13 protein-coding genes are annotated in these 17,958 nt (G+C 71.1%); 9 read left to right on the top strand and 4 right to left on the bottom strand.

Translation table 11 applies throughout. The features are described from left to right. Nucleotides 1–7: 7 nt before the first annotated feature. Nucleotides 8–2,104, bottom strand: coding sequence for a S9 family peptidase (locus OH804_RS26650; protein WP_196920606.1), 2,097 nt, complete (start codon nt 2,102–2,104; stop codon nt 8–10). Nucleotides 2,105–2,200: 96 nt separating this feature from the next. On the opposite strand from OH804_RS26650, the gene OH804_RS26645 reads away from it, so the two are divergent. Further along, nucleotides 2,201–3,559: an FAD-binding oxidoreductase gene (locus OH804_RS26645; RefSeq protein WP_196920607.1), complete on the top strand. Its 1,359-nt coding sequence runs from the start codon at nt 2,201–2,203 to the stop codon at nt 3,557–3,559. Between the two features lie 21 nt (nt 3,560–3,580). On the opposite strand, the gene OH804_RS26640 is transcribed toward OH804_RS26645, so the two are convergent. Both OH804_RS26640 and OH804_RS26635 read right to left on the bottom strand, forming a co-directional pair. Continuing rightward, nucleotides 3,581–3,988 (bottom strand): hypothetical protein, encoded by a 408-nt coding sequence (locus tag OH804_RS26640; RefSeq protein WP_406060253.1) that lies wholly within the window; start codon nt 3,986–3,988, stop codon nt 3,581–3,583. Between the two features lie 49 nt (nt 3,989–4,037). Next, on the bottom strand, nt 4,038–6,110 hold the full coding sequence (locus tag OH804_RS26635; protein ID WP_406060251.1) for a SpoIIE family protein phosphatase: 2,073 nt from the start codon (nt 6,108–6,110) through the stop codon (nt 4,038–4,040). A 282-nt stretch (nt 6,111–6,392) separates the two neighbouring features. Between OH804_RS26635 and OH804_RS26630 the strand changes: the two genes are divergently transcribed. Continuing rightward, nucleotides 6,393–10,760: a HAMP domain-containing protein gene (locus OH804_RS26630; RefSeq protein WP_406060249.1), complete on the top strand. Its 4,368-nt coding sequence runs from the start codon at nt 6,393–6,395 to the stop codon at nt 10,758–10,760. Then, on the top strand, nt 10,757–11,311 hold the full coding sequence (locus OH804_RS26625; RefSeq protein WP_196920611.1) for a two-component system response regulator: 555 nt from the start codon (nt 10,757–10,759) through the stop codon (nt 11,309–11,311). Before OH804_RS26630 ends, OH804_RS26625 begins: the two co-directional genes overlap by 4 nt. A 14-nt stretch (nt 11,312–11,325) precedes the next feature. Here the strand turns inward: OH804_RS26625 and OH804_RS26620 are convergent, their stop codons facing one another. Then, a complete protein-coding gene (locus tag OH804_RS26620) occupies nt 11,326–11,661 on the bottom strand; it encodes an STAS domain-containing protein (RefSeq protein ID WP_007454492.1) in 336 nt (111 codons plus the stop codon). 178 nt (nt 11,662–11,839) lie between these two features. Between OH804_RS26620 and hemL the strand changes: the two genes are divergently transcribed. From hemL to ccsB, 6 genes are all read left to right on the top strand, one after another. Continuing rightward, a complete protein-coding gene (gene hemL, locus OH804_RS26615; protein WP_196920612.1) occupies nt 11,840–13,177 on the top strand; it encodes a glutamate-1-semialdehyde 2,1-aminomutase in 1,338 nt (445 codons plus the stop codon). A 63-nt stretch (nt 13,178–13,240) separates the two neighbouring features. Beyond that, entirely contained in the window at nt 13,241–13,888 is a 648-nt protein-coding gene (locus OH804_RS26610; protein ID WP_091395739.1) for a histidine phosphatase family protein, read from the top strand. Then, the gene (locus tag OH804_RS26605) at nt 13,888–14,454 is read left to right on the top strand and encodes a TlpA family protein disulfide reductase (protein WP_406060246.1); all 567 of its coding nucleotides are present in this window, start codon (nt 13,888–13,890) and stop codon (nt 14,452–14,454) included. The genes OH804_RS26610 and OH804_RS26605 overlap by 1 nt, the downstream gene beginning before the upstream one ends. Beyond that, nucleotides 14,454–15,272, top strand: a complete 819-nt coding sequence (locus tag OH804_RS26600) for a cytochrome c biogenesis CcdA family protein (protein WP_406060244.1) — start codon at nt 14,454–14,456, stop codon at nt 15,270–15,272. The genes OH804_RS26605 and OH804_RS26600 overlap by 1 nt, the downstream gene beginning before the upstream one ends. Continuing rightward, nucleotides 15,272–16,909 (top strand): cytochrome c biogenesis protein ResB, encoded by a 1,638-nt coding sequence (locus OH804_RS26595; RefSeq protein WP_406060242.1) that lies wholly within the window; start codon nt 15,272–15,274, stop codon nt 16,907–16,909. Before OH804_RS26600 ends, OH804_RS26595 begins: the two co-directional genes overlap by 1 nt. After that, nucleotides 16,909–17,886 (top strand): c-type cytochrome biogenesis protein CcsB, encoded by a 978-nt coding sequence (gene ccsB / locus OH804_RS26590; RefSeq protein WP_406060240.1) that lies wholly within the window; start codon nt 16,909–16,911, stop codon nt 17,884–17,886. Before OH804_RS26595 ends, ccsB begins: the two co-directional genes overlap by 1 nt. Nucleotides 17,887–17,958 lie beyond the last annotated feature (72 nt).

The raw sequence follows: 17,958 nt of genomic DNA, 5'->3' as shown, positions 1-17,958 counted from the left end.
CCCGCCGTCAGGCCCGGCCGATGCGGTCCAGGATCCAGGCGTTGATGAACGCCTCCTCGCGCCACGAGTCGTAGCGACCGCTCGGGCCGCCGTGCCCGGCGCCCATCTCGGTCTTCAGCAGGTAGTCGCCGGCCGGGGCGACAGCCCGCAGCCGGGCGATCCACTTCGCCGGCTCCGAGTAGAGCACCCGGGTGTCGTTGAGGCTGGTCACCGCGAGGATCGCGGGGTAGTCCACGGCAGCCACGTTCTCGTACGGTGTGTAGGACTTCATGTACGCGTACACCTCGGGGTCGTCGAGGGGGTTGCCCCACTCCTCCCACTCGGTGACTGTCAGCGGCAGCGACGGGTCGAGGATCGACGTGAGCGCGTCCACGAACGGCACCTGCGCCACGATCCCGGTGAACGCGTCCGGCGCGAGGTTGGCCACCGCGCCCATCAGCAGGCCACCGGCCGAGGCGCCCCGGGCGACCAGCCGGTCGCTGGCCGTCCAGCCCGCCTTGACCAGGTGCCTGGCGCACGCCACGAAGTCGGTGAAGGTGTTCTTCTTGGCCAGCAGCTTGCCCTGGTCGTACCACCGTCGGCCCAGCTCACCGCCGCCCCGGATGTGCGCCACGGCGAAGACCACGCCCCGGTCCAGCAGGGACAGTCGGGCCACCGAGAACCACGGATCCATGCTGGCCTCGTACGAGCCGTAGCCGTACAGCTCGCAGGGCGCCGACCCGTCCCGTGGAGTGCCGACACGGCAGACCAGCGAGATCGGCACCCGGGTGCCGTCGTCGGCGAGCGCCCAGTCGCGGAACTGCTCGTACTCGGCCGGGTCGTACGGTCGCCCGTCCGGCCCGGGCAGCACCGGCTTCTGCTTGAGCAGCACCATCTGCCGGGTGACCAGGTCGTAGTCGTACACCGAGTCGGGGGTGATCAGCGAGGAGTAGCGCAGCCGGACCTGACCGGTGCGGTACTCCGGGTTGGCGTCCAACCCGACGCTGTACAGCGGCTCGGGGAAGTCGATGTCGTACCCGTCGTCACTGCCCACCGGCAGGACCCGCAGCCCGGTGAGCCCATCGGTGCGCAGCGACACCACCAGGTGGTTGGCGAAGGCGTCGACCGCCTCCAGTCGGGTGCCGGGGGTGTGCTCGATCAGCGGCACCCAGTCGCCCGGTACGTCCGCCGAGGTGAACGCCAGCGCGAAGTCCTCCGCGCCGTCGTTGTGCAGGATCAGGAAGCGGTGGCCGTGGTGCTCCACCGTGTATTCCACGCCCTGTCGGCGGGGTGCGATCACGGCCGGCGCGCCGGTCGGGTTGCCGGCGGGGATCACCAGCACCTCGCTGGTCACCTTGCTGTGCACGTCGATGAGGATGAACTTCTCCGACCGGGTGAGCTCCACCCCCACCCAGAACCGCTCGTCGTCCTCCTGGTGGACCACCACGTCGTCGGCGGCGGCGGAGCCGACGGTGTGCCGCCAGACCCGGTTCGGCCGCCAGGCGTCGTCCACAGTCACGTAGAACAGCACCGACGCGTCGGCCGACCAGGCGGTGCCGTAGAACGTGTCCGGCACCTCGTCGGGCAGCAACTCGCCGGTGGTCAGGTCCTTCACCCGCAGGGTGAACCGCTCGTCGCCGGAGAAGTCGGTGGAGTAGGCCAGCCAGCGACCGTCCGGGCTGACGTCGAACGCGCCGAGCGAGAAGAAGTCGTGCCCCTCGGCCAGCAGGTTGCCGTCGAGCAGCACCTCCTCGCCGTCGAGCGGGGCGCCGTCTGCACTGACCGGCGGGTCGGTCTCACCGTCGCGGACCGCCCGGCGGCACTGCACTCCGTACTGTTGCCCCTCGACCGTCCGGGTGTAGTACCAGTGCCCGCCCTTGCGGGTCGGCACGGACAGGTCGGTCTCCTGGGTGCGTCGGCGAGTCTCCTCGAACAGGTCGGCGCGCAGGTCGGCCAGGTGGGCGGTGCGCGCGTCGGTGTACTCGTTCTCGGCGGTCAGGTAGGCGATCGTCTCCGGGTCGTCCTTGGCGGCGAGCCAGGCGTACTCGTCGACGACGGTGTCGCCGTGGTGGGTGCGCTCGCTGGGCACCCGCTTCGCCGCGGGCGGGGCAGTCTCGGTGGTCACGGCGGCCACGTTACCGGCCGGCAGGCGCAGCGCGCCGGACCAGCGGCATCCCGATACTCGCCACCACGTCTTTCGAACACATGTACGATGGCCGGCATGGCGGCAGCAGCGAGTTCCCTCGGCCGGTCCGGAGCCCTCGAGATCACCCGGCGGTTGGCGGCGATCTGCGGTCCACCCTTCTCCCGGCTGGCCGGGCCCGCCGACGAGGTGGCGGGCCGGCCGGCCCGCTGGGTGGCCGTTCCGGGCGGCCCGCACGCCGCCGCCGAGGTGCTGCGGTTGGCCGCCAAGCACGACCTGACGGTGGTGCCCCGAGGCGCGGGCACGAAGATCGACTGGGGTGCCACGCCGGTCCAGGTCGACATCCTGCTCGACACCGGCCGGCTGGCCGGCATCGGTCACGATCCGGTCGACTCGCTGGTGACCGACGTGGGGGCCGGCACTCCGCTGCGGGCGGTGCAGGCCACCCTGGAGCGCACCGGGCAGCGGCTCGCCATGGACGCCCCGTCACCCGGCGCGACCCTTGGCGGTGTTCTCGCCGCCGGCGAGGCCGGCCCGCTGCGTCACCGCCACGGCAGCCCCTGCGACCAGTTGCTCGGTGTGCGTTACCTGGCCGCCGACGGCGAGCTGATCAGCGTCGGCGGTGGCGCGCCCGGCCTCGACCTGGCCCGCCTGCTCTGCGGCTCACAGGGCGCGCTCGGCGTGCTGGTCTCGGCGAGCCTGCGGGTGCAGCCGGTGCCGGCCAGCAGGCTCTGGGTGTCCCGCCCGGTGTGGACGCCGCTGGAGGTGCACGACCTGATCCGGACGATCCTCGCCGCCCGGCTGGAGCCGTCGGCCATCGAGCTGGACCTGCCCGGAGGCACCCCCCGCCCCCGTACGCCGTACCCGCCCGGCCACCCGTCGGCCACCGCTCGGGAGCGCCATCCGTCGATGTCCGGCCGGGCCGGTGCCCCGTCCCGGGCCGGCAGCCTGGTGGTGCTGCTGGAAGGCGGCCCCGCCGACGTCACCGAGCGTGCCGAGCGGCTGGTCGGCCTGCTGCACGGTGAGGCGACGATCGCCCACTCCGCGCCGACGTGGTGGCGCCGCTACCCGTTCGCGCCCGGTGACACGGCGCTGCGCCTGGAAGTGCCGATCGGCGACCTGCACGCGGCCGTCTACGCGCTCCGCGACGCGGCCGGCGCGCCGGTGCCGGTGCGCGGGTCCGCCGGGCTGGGCGTGGTGCACGCGGCGTTGCCCGGGGCGCTGCCAGCCGACCGGGTGGCGTCCATCCTGGCCGCCGTCCGAGGGGTGCTGCTGGCCCGGCAGGGCCGCTGCGTGGTGGTCTCCGCTCCGGCGGCGGTCCGCCAGGCGGTCGACCTCTGGGGTGAGCTGGCCGGCCTGGCCCAGTTGCGGGCCGCGAAGCGGCACCTGGATCCGGAGCACCGGCTCGCACCCGGACGACTCCCCGGCGGCCTGTGAAATCCGACGGCCCGGCCGAGGTCAGTCCATCCACCACCGGTGCATGTCCAGCAGCGGCGGGGTGAAGCGGGCCACCAGCACCAGCAGGCCGCCGACCGCGCCGGCCAGCAGCAGTGACCGGGTCGCCCGGGGCAGGGCCTCGCGCTCCCGGGCGACCAGCGCCACCGCGACGATCGCCAACGGCAGCCCGAGCACCGCACCCGTCAGGTAGAGCACCGCCACCAGGGGGTGGAGCATCCCGAAGAAGGCCACGTCCTTCGGGTCGTACGCGCCGGTCAGCATCTCGGCGGGGCCGACGCCGGCTGTCGTCATCCGACCGATGTAGAGCAGCAGCACGGCGACGAACGCGCCGATGGTCGCGAACTGCGCGACGATCAGGGCCCGGACCGCCGGCCGGGAGTACGGGGTGACCTGCGCGGCGCTCGTCATGGCCGTGAATCTACCGAGCGGACCCGAGACCAGGGGGCCTGTGCGAGGGTCAGGTCGCGTCGTTGCGCAGCACCAGGACGGCGATGTCGTCCCTGGGTGGCTCGACCGAGAAGTTGATCGCGGCGGCGCGCAGCCGGGCGGCCACCACGTCGGCCGAGTATCCGGCCAGGGGCGCGGCGGCGTCGCGCAGCCGGTCGGTGCCGAACAACTCGCGGCCACGCCGCCGCTCGGTGACGCCATCGGTGTAGAAGATCAGCGAGTCGCCCGGCCCGAGCGTGATCTCCGCCGTCGGCGAGGTGATCGTGTCGAGCAGGCCGAGCGCGGTGCCGCCGGCGCCGACGAACCCGGCGCCGCCCGCCGCGGCCAGCAGCACCGGCCGGTCGTGCCCGGCGAGGTGCAGCGACACGTCCAACTGGTCGCCCTCGCCCGGCCCGACCGCTGCCAGCGCCAGCGTGCAGTAACGGCCGCCACCGCGCTCGACGAGCGTCTCGTTGAGCCGCGCCAGCGCCTCCGGCAACGGCTTGCCGTCGCCGACCAGCACCCGGATCACGTCCCGGACCAGCCCGGTCACCGCGGCGGCCTGGACACCCTTGCCCGAGACGTCACCGATCACCACCAGCCAGCGCCCGTCGGGCAGCGGCACCACGTCGTAGAAGTCGCCCCCCACCTCGGCGTCGTCGCCGGTCGGGACGTACTCGGCGGCGAAACCGATTCCGTCCACCAGCGGTAGGACCGGCGGCAGCAGAGACTGCTGGAGGGTCTGCGCCACCCGGCGGCGTTCGGCGTGGATGCGGGCGTTCTCGATGGCCAGCGCGGCCCGCCGGGCCACGTCCTCCAGGACGGCCACCTCGTCCGGGTCGTGCCGGTGGCGTTGGTGCCGCCCCACCGCGAGGGTGCCGAGCCGCTGCCCGCGGGCGATCAGCGGGACCGCGAAACCCTCCATCGGCCCGCCCAGGGGGATCTGCGCCGCGCTGCGGGACGCCTCGCGGAGGCGCGCCGAGATCGAATCCGGCCCGGTCTCGGCCAGCACCTTGTGCAGCTGCGGAAGCATCGACTCGTCGGCGTGGCTGGCCGCCGCCAACCGGAGCCGGCCCCACTCGTCGGTGGTGTGCACCGCGCACCACTGACCGAGTCGCGGCACCACCAACTGGGGCACCAGCGCCATGGTCAGGTCGACGTCCAACGACTGGGCCAGCAGTTCGCTCGCCTCGGCCAGGAACGTCAGCCACACCTGCCGGCGGACGTCGGCCCGGCGCAGTCTGTCGTTCTCCAGGTGCAGCGACAGCCGCTCGGCGGTGAGCACCGCCAACGGTTGGGCGTACGCCGACGGCGCGGCGTCCAACTCCAGCTCCCCGGCGTACGGGCGGTGCACCGTCAGTGGCACCCGGAGCAGGTCGCTGCCGGGGCGGGCCGGTCGACCGAAGCGGGCCAGCACCTGGCTGCCCTGCCCGTCGCCGCGGTCCAGCCGGATGGTGCCGCCGGCTGCGCCCACCATCTCGGCAACCCGGCTGAGCAGGCTGGTGGCGAAGTCGGGCAGCGGGTCGTCCCCGTACAGGTCGGGGGCGGTCTGCATGAGTTCGCTCATCGCGCTGGCGCTCGGCGCGGAGCCGTCGGTGCTGGTCCGCGGGCCGGCGTTGGCCGGTGTCGACTCGCCGACGGTGCCCCCGGTGGGCGGGTCGGCGCCGGGGCGGTCCAGCCGGAACCAGACGCCCTTGCCGGTGGGCAGGTACGTGGTGCCCCAGCGGCTGGCGAAGTGGTCGACCAGCAGCAGGCCCCGGCCCCGCACGGAGACCTCGTTGATCTCGGTGGAGTCGTTGCGGTCGCCGACGGTCAGCTCGTCGCCGGAGCCGGGGGCGAAGTCGGAGACGGTGACGGTCAGCCCGATCTCGTCCGCGACGACCTCGATGTCCAGTTCGGTACGGGCGTGTTCGACGGCGTTCGTGGTCAGCTCGGTGGTCAGCAGCAGCGCCTCGTTGGCCAGCTCGTCCAGGTGTGACTCGGTCAACACCGAGCGGACCACGGCGCGTGCGGCGGCCGGCGTGCGGCGGTCGGCGGGCAGCCGGACACGCCGGACGGCCCCGTCCCGGGCCCCGGCCGTCGCGGCCCCCGCCTCGGCTGACACCCCCGTATCCTCCACCGTCCCCCTACCGGGTGCCAAGCCGATCACGGATCGCAAGCTGTCGCGTCGGTCAACGGCGCACGTGTGGACGCGTCGAATCGACAGGTCCGGGAGTCGGGCGAGGTTTGCGGCGTGCCGTGCCGGCCCGACGCGGATCGGGCGGGTCCGGCAGGCGATCGATGCCACCTGGCGGGTCGCGCACCCTGGCACTGCGGCGCGCGCGGGCACAATATGGGGTGTCGGTGTGTCCGCACGGACCGGCGCCCCCGAGTTGAGCGAGGAATGATGACCACGGCGAAGCAGTCGGTTGCGGATCCGTCCGCAGCCGACCACGAGGCGCTCCTCGGTGAGTTGGCCGAGGCACTGCGACGGATCGGTCGCGGCGACCTGAAGGTCCGGCTTCCCCGCCGCGCCGGCGCTGCCGGTGAGGTGGCGGACGCCTTCAACGAGGTGGTCTCGCTGCAGGAGCGGCAGTACCTGGACCTGCGGCGGATCAGCCGGATCGTCGGCCGCGACGGCCGGCTCACCGAGCGGCTCGACGACGAGGGGTTGGACGGCTCCTGGGCGGAGGGGCAGCGGGCGATCAACTCGCTGATCGACGACCTGGGTCGGCCGACCACCGAGATCGCCCGGGTGATCGTGGCGGTCGCCGACGGTGACCTGTCCCAGCACATGGCGTTGGAGATCGACGGTCGGCCGCTGCGTGGTGAGTACCTGCGCATCGGGCGCACAGTGAACACGATGGTGGACCAGCTGTCGTCGTTCTCCAACGAGGTGACCCGGGTGGCCCGTGAGGTGGGCACCGAGGGCAAGTTGGGCGGCCAGGCCGATGTGCGGGGCGTCGCTGGCACCTGGAAGGACCTCACCGACTCGGTGAACACCATGGCGTCGAACCTGACCGGGCAGGTGCGGTCGATCTCGCAGGTGGCGACGGCTGTGGCCAAGGGCGACCTGTCGCAGAAGATCACGGTCAGCGCGCGTGGTGAGGTCGCCGAGCTGGCCGCCACGATGAACTACCTCACCGACACGCTGCGGCTCTTCGCCGAGCAGGTGACCCGGGTGGCCCGTGAGGTGGGCACCGAGGGCAAGTTGGGCGGCCAGGCCGAGGTGCCCAACGTGGCGGGCACCTGGAAGGACCTGACCGACAGCGTCAACTCGATGGCGTCGAACCTGACCGCGCAGGTCCGTAACATCGCGCAGGTCTCCACGGCGGTGGCGCGCGGTGACCTGTCGCAGAAGATCACGGTGGCGGCGCAGGGCGAGATCCTGGAGCTGAAGGACACCGTCAACACGATGGTGGACCAGTTGTCGTCGTTCGCCGACGAGGTGACCCGGGTGGCCCGTGAGGTGGGCATCGAGGGCAAGTTGGGTGGTCAGGCCCAGGTGCGTGGCGTCTCCGGCACCTGGCGGGACCTCACCGAGAACGTGAACCAGTTGGCCGGCAACCTCACCAGCCAGGTCCGCAACATCTCCCAGGTCTCCACGGCGGTGGCGAAGGGTGACCTGTCGCAGAAGATCACAGTGGACGCCCAGGGCGAGATCCTGGAGCTGAAGAACACCGTCAACACGATGGTGGACCAGTTGTCGTCGTTCGCCGACGAGGTGACCCGGGTGGCCCGTGAGGTGGGCACCGAGGGCAACCTGGGCGGTCAGGCGCAGGTGAAGGGTGTCTCCGGCACGTGGCGGGACCTGACCGACAACGTGAACTCGATGGCGTCGAACCTGACCAGCCAGGTCCGCAACATCGCCTCGGTGACCACCGCTGTGGCGAAGGGTGACCTGTCGCAGAAGATCACAGTGGATGCGCGGGGCGAGATCCTGGAGCTGAAGTCGACTGTCAACACGATGGTGGACCAGTTGTCGTCGTTCGCCGACGAGGTGACCCGGGTCGCGCGTGAGGTGGGCACCGAGGGCAAGCTCGGCGGTCAGGCGCAGGTGCGTGGGGTCGCCGGCACCTGGCGGGACCTGACCGACAACGTGAACTCGATGGCCTCCAACCTGACCGCCCAGGTCCGCAACATCGCCCAGGTCTCCACAGCGGTGGCGAAGGGTGACCTGTCGCAGAAGATCACAGTGGATGCGCGGGGCGAGATCCTGGAGCTGAAGTCGACTGTCAACACGATGGTGGACCAGTTGTCGTCGTTCGCCGACGAGGTGACCCGGGTCGCGCGTGAGGTGGGCACCGAGGGCAAGCTCGGCGGTCAGGCGCAGGTGAAGGGCGTCTCCGGCACCTGGCGGGACCTGACCGACAACGTGAACTCGATGGCGTCGAACCTGACCAGCCAGGTCCGCAACATCGCCTCGGTGACCACCGCCGTGGCGAAGGGCGACCTGTCGCAGAAGATCACGGTGGACGCCCAGGGCGAGATCCTGGAGCTGAAGTCGACTGTCAACACGATGGTCGACCAGTTGTCGTCGTTCGCCGACGAGGTGACCCGGGTGGCCCGCGAGGTCGGTATCGAGGGCAAGCTCGGCGGTCAGGCGCAGGTGAAGGGTGTTTCCGGCACCTGGCGTGACCTCACCGAGAACGTCAACCAGCTCGCCTCGACGCTGACCACGCAGCTGCGGGCCATCGCCCAGGTGTCCACCTCGGTGACCCGCGGCGACCTGACCCAGCGGATCGCGGTCAAGGCGCAGGGCGAGGTCGCCGAGCTGAAGGACAACATCAACCAGATGATCGTCACCCTCCGGGAGACGACAAAGAAGAACGCCGAGCAGGGCTGGCTGGACTCCAACCTCGCCCGGATCGGCGGCCTGTTGCAGGGCCAACGCGACCTCGGCGAGGTCTGCCGCATGATCATGACGGAGGTGACCCCGCTGGTCGACGCCCAGCTCGGCGCCTTCTTCCTGGCCGACGACGCCGACGGCAGCATGCGACTGCGGCTGACCTCCTCCTACGGGTACGTGGCCCGGGGGCACGACGTCACCTTCGGGCCGGGCGAGGGGCTGGTCGGGCAGACCGCGCTCTCCCGGCGCACGATCCGGGTCAGCGCCTCCCCGAACAGCCGGCTCACCCTGCGCTCCGGTCTGGCCGAGACACCCCCGTCCGACCTGGTGGTGCTCCCCGTCCTGTTCGAGGGTGAGCTGCTCGGGGTGATCGAGTTCGCCAGCGTGTCGGCCTTCTCCGAGCTGCACCTGTCGTTCCTGGAGCGGCTGGTGCTCACCATCGGCATCGCTGTCAACACCATCCAGGCCAACCGGCGTACGGAGGAGTTGCTGGCCCAGTCGCAGCGGCTGGCGCACGAGATGCAGGAGCAGTCGGCGGAGTTGCAGCGCACAAACGCCGAGTTGGAGGAGAAGGCCACTCTGCTGTCCGAGCAGAAGGGCAACATCGAGACGAAGAACCGGGAGATCGAGCTGGCGCGGCTGGGCCTGGAGGAGAAGGCGCAGCAGTTGACCCGGGCGTCGGCCTACAAGTCGGAGTTCCTGGCCAACATGAGCCACGAGCTGCGGACCCCGCTGAACTCGTTGCTGCTGCTGGCCCGTCTGCTGGCGGAGAACTCGGAGCAGAACCTCAGCCCGAAGCAGATCGAGTTCGCCCGGACCATCCACGGGTCCGGCTCCGACCTGCTGCGTCTGATCGACGACATCCTCGACCTTTCCAAGATCGAGGCGGGTCGGATGGACGTCGAGCCGACCGAGGTCCGCTTCACCGAGCTGCGCGGCTACGTCGAGCAGGCGTTCGCGCCGCAGGCCGAGGAGAAGAACCTGGACTTCCAGGTACGGGTGAGCAAGGATCTGCCGCCGGCGTTGGTGACCGACGCGCAGCGGTTGCAGCAGATCCTGCGCAACCTGCTCTCCAACGCGGTGAAGTTCACCGACAACGGCGCCGTGACGCTGCGGATCGCCCCGGCCGCGGAGAACGCGGTCTTCGACGTGCCGGCGCTGACGAACGCCCAGCAGGTGATCGCGTTCACCGTGATCGACACCGGGATCGGCATCTCCGACGACAAGCTGTCGATCATCTTCGAGGCGTTCCAGCAGGCCGACGGCACTACCAGTCGCCGGTACGGCGGCACCGGCCTGGGCCTGTCGATCAGCCGCGATCTGGCCCGACTGATCGGCGGCACCATCACCGTCTCGTCCGCGCCCGGTCAGGGTTCGACCTTCACCCTGTTCGTGCCGCACGTGCTGGCCCCGGACGCCGTTGTCGCGCCCCAGGCTCCGTCTCCGCAGCGCGCCGGCCTGCCGTCGTCGCTGCTGATGCCGCCGCTGGAACTGCTGCCGGACCGGCCGGAGGCACCGGCCACCCGTCAACTGGACGGCGCCACAGTGCTGATCGTGGACGACGACGTCCGTAACGTCTTCGCCTTGACCAGCGCGTTGGAGCTGCACGGGATGACCGTGCTGTACTCGGACAACGGGGCGGACGGTGTCCGCCTGCTGGCCGAGCACCCGGAGGTGGACATCGTGCTGATGGACGCCATGATGCCCGACCAGGACGGTTACGAGACGACCCGTCAGATTCGCCGCAACCACCGGTTCGCCGACCTGCCGGTGGTCTTCCTGACCGCGAAGGCGATGCCGGGTGACCGTGAGTCGGCGCTCGCTGCCGGGGGCAGCGACTACATCACCAAGCCGGTCGACCTGGACGACCTGATCGAACTGATGTCGTCCTGGATCAACGGCAGCCGGACCGAGGAGACTTCGTGACCCAGATGGCCAAGGCGCTGCTCGTGGACGACCGGCGGCAGAATCTGACGGCCCTGGAGGCGATCCTCCAGGGCCTGCCGGTCCAGTCGGTGGCGGTGGAGAGCGGCGAGGCGGCGCTCAAGCAGTTGCTGGTGGACGACTTCGCGGTGATCCTGTTGGACGCGCAGATGCCGGACATGGACGGCTTCGAGACGGCGAGCCACATCAAGCGCCGCGAACGGACCCGGCACGTGCCGATCATCTTCCTCACCGCCGCCGACCGGGACGCCCAGCTCGCCCTCCGGGGTTACCAGGTGGGTGCCGTGGACTACCTCACCAAGCCGTTCGACCCGTGGGTGCTCCGGGCCAAGGTGTCGGTCTTCGTCGAGCTGTGGGTGAAGACCCGGCAGCTCGCCACCCAGTCGGACCTGGTCCGGGAGCGCGACACGCAGTGGCGGCGGCTCACCGACGCGGTGGACGAGGCGACAACGCTGCTCCGCTCGGACGACCCGGAGGTCCGCGACCGGGCGGTACGGATGCTCGAACAGGCCCGTTGGGGCAACACCGCCTGACGCGGCGGGGCGGCTCAGCCGGTGGGCTGGTCGTTGCGGATCATCAGGGCGCTGCGCAGGCCGGTGATGTCCAGTACGCGGATCAGGAAGTCGCCCACGTGGGTCAGCATCAGCAGGCTCTGCGCGTGGCTGGCCTTGCGGCTGAGCACGACAAGGGTGCCCAGGCCCTGCGAGTCGCAGAAGGTGACGCCGCCGAGGTCGAGCACGATCCGCGGGGGCGGGTCGGCCAGCACCTCGTTGACGACGGTGGAGAGTTGAGCCGCCGTGAGCATGTCGATCTCACCGGCCAGGCGCAAGACTGCTTCGTCGCCCGTCCGGTGCAGCGTGATGGACAGTTCGGCACGATCCACCCGGTCAGCCTAGCGCGATCCGACCGACCTGGCCTGTCGAGGCCGCGAGCCATCGCCGTCGTGCTCGAGAGCCCTCGGTGTCGCCGCTGCCGACCGCCGTCGGCCATGGGTGAGCCGGGTAACCCCAGCACGGGGTGGCTGCTCGTTGACCGTCCGGCGCTGTCACAATGGCGGCATCGTGACCGACATCTTTCCCGCCGGGTCCGGCCGCTACCCAGCCGACGCGCCGGCCTCCGAGGCCCTGTTCGACCGCGCCCGCGCCATCGTGCCGGGCGGGGTGAACTCCCCTGTGCGCGCCTTCCAGGCGGTCGGCGGCACCCCGCGTTTCATGGTCCGTGGCGAGGGCCCGTGGCTGTACGACGCCGACGGTCGCCGCTACGTCGACCTGGTCTGCTCCTGGGGTCCGCTGATCCTCGGGCACGCCCACCCGGAGGTGGTGGAGGCCGTCCAGGCCGCCGCCGCCCGGGGCACCAGCTTCGGCACGCCCACCCCCGGTGAGGTGGAGCTGGCCGCCGAGATCGTCGCCCGGACCCCGGTCGAGCAGGTCCGCCTGGTCAACTCCGGCACCGAGGCGACCATGTCGGCGATCCGGCTGGCCCGCGGCTTCACCGGCCGCTCGAAGATCGTCAAGTTCGCCGGCTGCTACCACGGCCACGTCGACGCGCTGCTCGCCGCCGCCGGCTCCGGCGTGGCCACCCTGGGCCTGCCCGACTCGCCCGGTGTGACAGGCGCGGCGGCCAGCGAGACGATCGTTCTTCCGTACAACGACATCCGGGCCGTCGAGGAGGCCTTCGCCGCCGAGGGCCCGCACATCGCCGCGGTGATCACCGAGGCTGCCGCCGGCAACATGGGCGTGGTGGCCCCCCGCGACGGCTTCAACCAGCAGCTCGCCCGGATCGCCCACGCACACGGCGCCCTGCTGGTGGTGGACGAGGTGATGACCGGGTTCCGGGTCTCCCGCGCCGGGTGGCACGGCCTCGACGCCTCCGACGCGGACCTGTGGACGTACGGCAAGGTCATGGGTGGTGGCCTGCCCGCCGCGGCGTTCGGCGGGCGCGCGGACATCATGGCGCGGCTCGCGCCGGCCGGCCCGGTCTACCAGGCTGGCACCCTTTCGGGTAATCCGCTGGCCTGCGCCGCCGGTCTGGCGACCCTGCGGCTCGCCGACGATGCGCTGTACCAGCGCCTCGACGAGACGGCCGCCGTCGTGGGCAAGCTGGCGTCCGACGCGTTGTCCTCCGCCGGGGTCCCGCACCGCCTGTCGTACGCGGGCAGCATGTTCTCGGTCTTCTTCACCGACGCCGACGTGGTCGACTACGACAGCGCGCGCACCCAGCAGGTGCCGGCGTTCAAGGCGTTCTTCCACGCGATGCTCGCCGCCGGCGTCTACCTGCCGCCGAGCGCGTTCGAGTCGTGGTTCGTGTCGGCGGCGCTCGACGACGCCGCTCTGGAACACATCGCCGACGCGCTGCCGACGGCGGCGAACGCGGCGGCAGCGGCCGGTCACGGGGGTTAGCGTGAGCGCGAGGAGTGAGCCGCTCTTGCGAGCCCCGCAGTCGGGAACAAAGGGAGCGCAGCCTTGAGCAAGACGGTGGTCCACGTGCTCCGGCACGGCGAGGTGTACAACCCCGACCAGATCCTCTACGGCCGGCTGCCCGGTTTCCGCCTCTCCGAGCTGGGTGTGCAGATGGCCAAGGCCGCTGCGCAGGGCCTGGCCGAGCGGGAGATCGTGCACGTGGTGGCCAGCCCCCTGGAGCGCGCCCAGCAGACCGCCGAGCCGATCGCCGCCCAGTTCGGGCTGCCGGTCGGGGTGGACGAGCGGCTGATCGAGAGCGCCAACTGGTTCGAGGGCAAGAAGGTCTCCCCGGGTGACGGGTCGTTCCGCGACCCGCGCAACTGGTGGGTGCTGCGCGACCCGGTGACCCCGTCCTGGGGTGAGGCGTACCGGGTGATCGCGGAGCGGATGTTCGCCGCCGTGCACGCCGCCCGGGTCGCCGCCGAGGGCCGCGAGGCGGTGCTGGTGTCGCACCAGCTCCCGATCTGGACGTTGCGCCGCTACGTCGAGCGCAAGCGGCTCTGGCACGACCCGCGCAAGCGGCAGTGCGGGCTGGCCAGCCTCACCTCGTTCCACTTCGACGGCGCGAAGGTGGCGGGCATCGGCTACAGCGAGCCGGCCGCGCACCTGATCGCTCTCTCCGCGACCGCCCGGACGGCCAAGGGGGCCTGATGAACGCCCGGAGGTGGACCGCAGGTCTGCTCGCCGCCGTCGCCGCGGTGGCGCTGGCCGGCTGCTCCTCCGGGGGCGGCGGGGAGAAGCGCTGCACCAGCGACGGCCTCACGATCACCTGTGCGCAGGACGAGCGGTCGAAGACCCCGAAGGTCGTGGGTGAACTGCTCACCGGCGGCCAGTACGACATCTCCCAGGCACGCGGCCAGGTCGTTGTCGTCAACTTCTGGGGTTCCTGGTGTGCGCCCTGCCGTGCGGAGGCCGACGACCTGGAGGGCACCTACCAGGCCACCAAGGCGTCCGGGGTCACCTTCCTGGGTGTCAACGTGCAGGACAGCAAGGACAAGGCGATCGCCTTCGAGCGGGGGCGGGCCACCTACCCGAGCATCTTCGACCCGTCCAGCAGCCAGGCGCTGAACTTCGACATCCCGCCCAACACGACGCCGGCGACGGTGGTCCTCGACCGTGACGGCCGGATCGCCGTGGTGATCCGTCGCGCTGTGACCAGGGACGAGCTGCAACCGATCGTCGAACGGATCGTCGCCGAGAAGCCGGCCCCGAACTGATGGGCGAGACCTTCGAGCAACTGGCCCTCAGCGGGCCGCTGCTGCTCGCCATCGGCGCGGCGGCGCTCGCCGGCCTGGTCAGCTTCCTCTCCCCGTGCGTGCTCCCGCTCGTCCCGGGTTACCTGTCGTACGTGACCGGCCTGGCCGGCGCCGACCTGGAGGGTCGCCGACCGGCGGACGATCCCCCACCGGCCACCGGGGGTGTCGCGGTCAAGGAACGGGTCGCGCGGGTCGGCGCGGTAAAGGGTCGGGTGCTCGCCGGGACGCTGCTCTTCATCGGCGGTTTCACAGTCGTCTTCGTGGCCACCGCGATCCTCTTCGCCAGCATCGGCCGGGTGTTCTTCGACTACAAGCGCGAGCTGCAGATCGGCGTGGGCGTGCTGATCATCGTGGCGGGGTTGAGCTACCTCGGGATGATCCCCGCCCTGCAACGGGAGTTCCGGATCTCCCGGCTGCCGTCGGCAGGGCTGCTCGGCGCACCGGTCTTCGGGGCGGTCTTCGCCCTCAGTTGGGTGCCCTGCACCGGCCCCACGCTCGGCGCGGTGATGGGCATGGCCACCGCCAGCGGCCAGAGCGACCGCGCTGTGGTGCTCGCCGTGGCGTACTGCCTCGGGTTGGGGATACCGTTCATCGTCTTCGGGTTGGGCTTCGAACGCCTGCTCGGGGTCTTCCGCGCCGTCCGGCGCAACAGCCGCTGGGTCACCCGGGTCGGCGGCGCCCTGCTCATCCTGATCGGCCTGGCCCTGGTCACCGGCGGATGGCAGAGCTTCGTGATCTGGCTGCAGACCACCGTCGGGGTGGGCGAGGTGAGCATCTGATGACGGTCGTCGACGACCGACCGGAGACCGTGGCGCCCGCGCCACGCCGCCGGCCCAACCGGCTGCTGGCCCTGCTGCGCAACTCGTGGCGGCAGCTCACCAGCATGCGTACGGCGCTGATCCTGCTCTTCCTGCTCGCGATCGCCGCCATCCCCGGCTCGGTGCTGCCGCAGCGCGGGATCAGCCCCGAGAAGGTCAACGAGTACTTCGTCGACCACCCGGACTGGGCCCCCCGACTGGACCGGATCGGCGCGTTCGAGGTCTTCGGGTCGGTCTGGTTCTCCGCGATCTACCTGCTGCTGTTCATCTCCCTGATCGGCTGCATCACACCCCGGCTGCGCGACCACGTCCGCGCGCTGCGGTCCCGGCCGCCGGCCGCGCCGAAGCGGATGGCCCGGCTGCCGCAGCACACGGTGCTGCCCGCCCCGCCTGGTGGGGCGGCGGCGATCGCCGAGATGCTGCGCAAGCGCCGCTGGCGGGTCGAGGTGCGCGGCGACGAGGTCTCCGCCGAGAAGGGCTACCTCAAGGAGACCGGCAACCTGCTGTTCCACACCTCGTTGATCGCGGTGCTGATCGGGGTGGCGCTCGGCTCGTGGTACGGCTGGAGCGGCAACCGCCTGCTGGTGGCCGGCGCCGACAACGCGTTCTGCAACACCCGTCAGCAGTACGCCGAGGCGAAGCTCGGCCCGCAGGTGGACAGCGCCGACCTGCCCCGCTTCTGCCTGCGGCTGGACGACTTCCAGGCCCGGTTCCTGCCGTCCGGCCAGCCGGAGTTCTTCAACGCCACTGTCACCGTCGACGGCCCGGACGAGCCGACCCGCAGTGCCGACTTCTCGGTGAACTCGCCGCTGCGGCTGAACGACGCGAGCGTCTACCTGCTCGGCCACGGGTACGCCCCGGTGATCCGCTACACCGACCGGTTCGGCAACAGCCAGATCAGTGACGAACCGTTCCTGACCACCGGCGACATGGGCCTGACCAGCGAAGGGCTGGCGGCCTTCCCGGACGCGAACGTCGACCCGGCGACCGGCCAGCGCGCACCGGATCTGCAGATGGCGTTCACCGGCATCTACCTGCCCACGGCGCCCGAGCAGGCGCCGTTCGTCAGGTCGCAGTACCCGACCGAGCGCAACCCGGCGCTGAACCTGGTCGCCTACCGGGGCAACCTCGGCCTGGACGCCGGCATCCCCGGCTCGGTCTACCAGCTCGACCAGCGGCAGGTGCGGACCGGCAAGGTCAAGGAGGTCGGCACCAAACTGCTCCGCAAGGGCGAGACCTGGACGTTGGACGACGGCACGACAGTCGAGTTCCTGGGCACCGAGCGGTACGTCACCCTCTCCATCCGGCACGATCCGGGCTCGACGATGTTGCTGGTCAGCTGCGGTGTCCTGCTGGTCGGGCTGATGGGTTCGCTGTTCGGGAAGCGTCGTCGGGTGTTCTTCCGGGTGGTGCCGGCCGACCCCGGGGAAGGATCTCCGACGAGCGGTAGTAGCTTGATGGAGGTCGGTGGGTTGCCGCGTACCGACTACCCAGGGTTCGCCGACGAGTTCACCCAGCTCGTCGCCGCGATCAACGGTGCCGAACAGCCTGAAGCTGACTCCACTGAGCGGGCCGGCGTGCGAGAAGGAGCCGAGTGATGTCCGCACTCTCCGACAATCTGGTGACCTTCGCGATCCTGGCCTACCTGGTCGCGATGATCGGCCACGCCGTCGAGTACGCGCTGGGCAACGCGCGTACCCGGGTCGCCGCGGCTGCTCCGGCGCGCGAGCTGGTCGGCGTCGGTGCCGGCGGCGGTGTCGTCAAGTCGCCGGCCGCGCCGGTCCCGACGTCGCCCGCTGTCGACCGCTCCGCCGGGCGGGCCCGGCTGGCGGGCCTGATCGGGGTGGGCGCCACAGCGGTCGCCGCCGCGCTGCACCTGGCGGCGCTGGTCACCCGGGGGCTCGCCGCCGACCGGATGCCCTGGGGCAACATGTACGAGTTCGTGCTCACTGTGACGTTCATCGGGGTCGCCGCCTGGCTGGTGGTGCTCTGGAAGCGACAGTCGCTCCGCAAGCTCGGGCTGTTCCTCACCCTGGTGATGGTGCTGCTGGTCGCCACCGCCGAGCTGGTGCTGTACGTGCCGATCGTGCCGCTGGTGCCGGCGCTGAACTCGTACTGGTTCGTCATCCACGTCTCGACGATCGTCTTCGCGTCCGGCATCTTCCTGCTCGGCGTGGTGCCGGCGGTCGGCTTCCTGATGCGCAACGGGTACGAGCAGGGCAAGCGCAGTTTCCCGTACACCCTGGCCAAGCGGCTGCCCGGCGCGGTGGGCCTGGAGCGGCTGACCTTCACGCTGCACGCCTTCGCGTTCCCGATCTTCACCTTCGCGGTGATCGCCGGTGCCATCTGGGCCGAGGCGGCCTGGGGTCGGCCGTGGGGCTGGGACCCGAAGGAGACCTGGGCGTTCATCTCCTGGGTGGTGTACGCCGGCTACCTGCACGCCCGCGCGACGCCCAGCGTCAAGCGCAACGTGGCCACCTGGATCGCGGTGCTCGGCTTCCTCACCATGCTGATGAACCTGTTCGGCGTGAACATCTTCTTCACCGGACTGCACTCGTACGGCGGGCTGGACTGATCCTGGCGCCTGGTCAGCCGTTGATCCACTCGACTTCCAGGAAGTGGGGGTGTCCTGCGCCCTGGGACGGCC

Origin of the sequence: Micromonospora sp. NBC_00860, from assembly GCF_045207375.1 — a bacterium.
In the GTDB taxonomy this organism is placed as follows: domain Bacteria; phylum Actinomycetota; class Actinomycetes; order Mycobacteriales; family Micromonosporaceae; genus Micromonospora; species Micromonospora vinacea.
The sequence above is the reverse complement of the archived record's forward strand: the minus strand, read 5'-3'. Positions and strand labels throughout refer to the sequence as shown.

Excerpts from the sequence above, each read along its gene's own strand:
- OH804_RS26645 (WP_196920607.1), top strand. The coding sequence starts at position 2,201 with ATGGCGGCAGCAGCGAGTTCCCTCGGCCGGTCCGGAGCCCTCGAGATC.
- OH804_RS26640 (WP_406060253.1), bottom strand. The coding sequence starts at position 3,988 with ATGACGAGCGCCGCGCAGGTCACCCCGTACTCCCGGCCGGCGGTCCGG.
- OH804_RS26630 (WP_406060249.1), top strand. The coding sequence starts at position 6,393 with ATGACCACGGCGAAGCAGTCGGTTGCGGATCCGTCCGCAGCCGACCAC.
- OH804_RS26605 (WP_406060246.1), top strand. The coding sequence starts at position 13,888 with ATGAACGCCCGGAGGTGGACCGCAGGTCTGCTCGCCGCCGTCGCCGCG.
- OH804_RS26600 (WP_406060244.1), top strand. The coding sequence starts at position 14,454 with ATGGGCGAGACCTTCGAGCAACTGGCCCTCAGCGGGCCGCTGCTGCTC.
- OH804_RS26595 (WP_406060242.1), top strand. The coding sequence starts at position 15,272 with ATGACGGTCGTCGACGACCGACCGGAGACCGTGGCGCCCGCGCCACGC.
- ccsB (WP_406060240.1), top strand. The coding sequence starts at position 16,909 with ATGTCCGCACTCTCCGACAATCTGGTGACCTTCGCGATCCTGGCCTAC.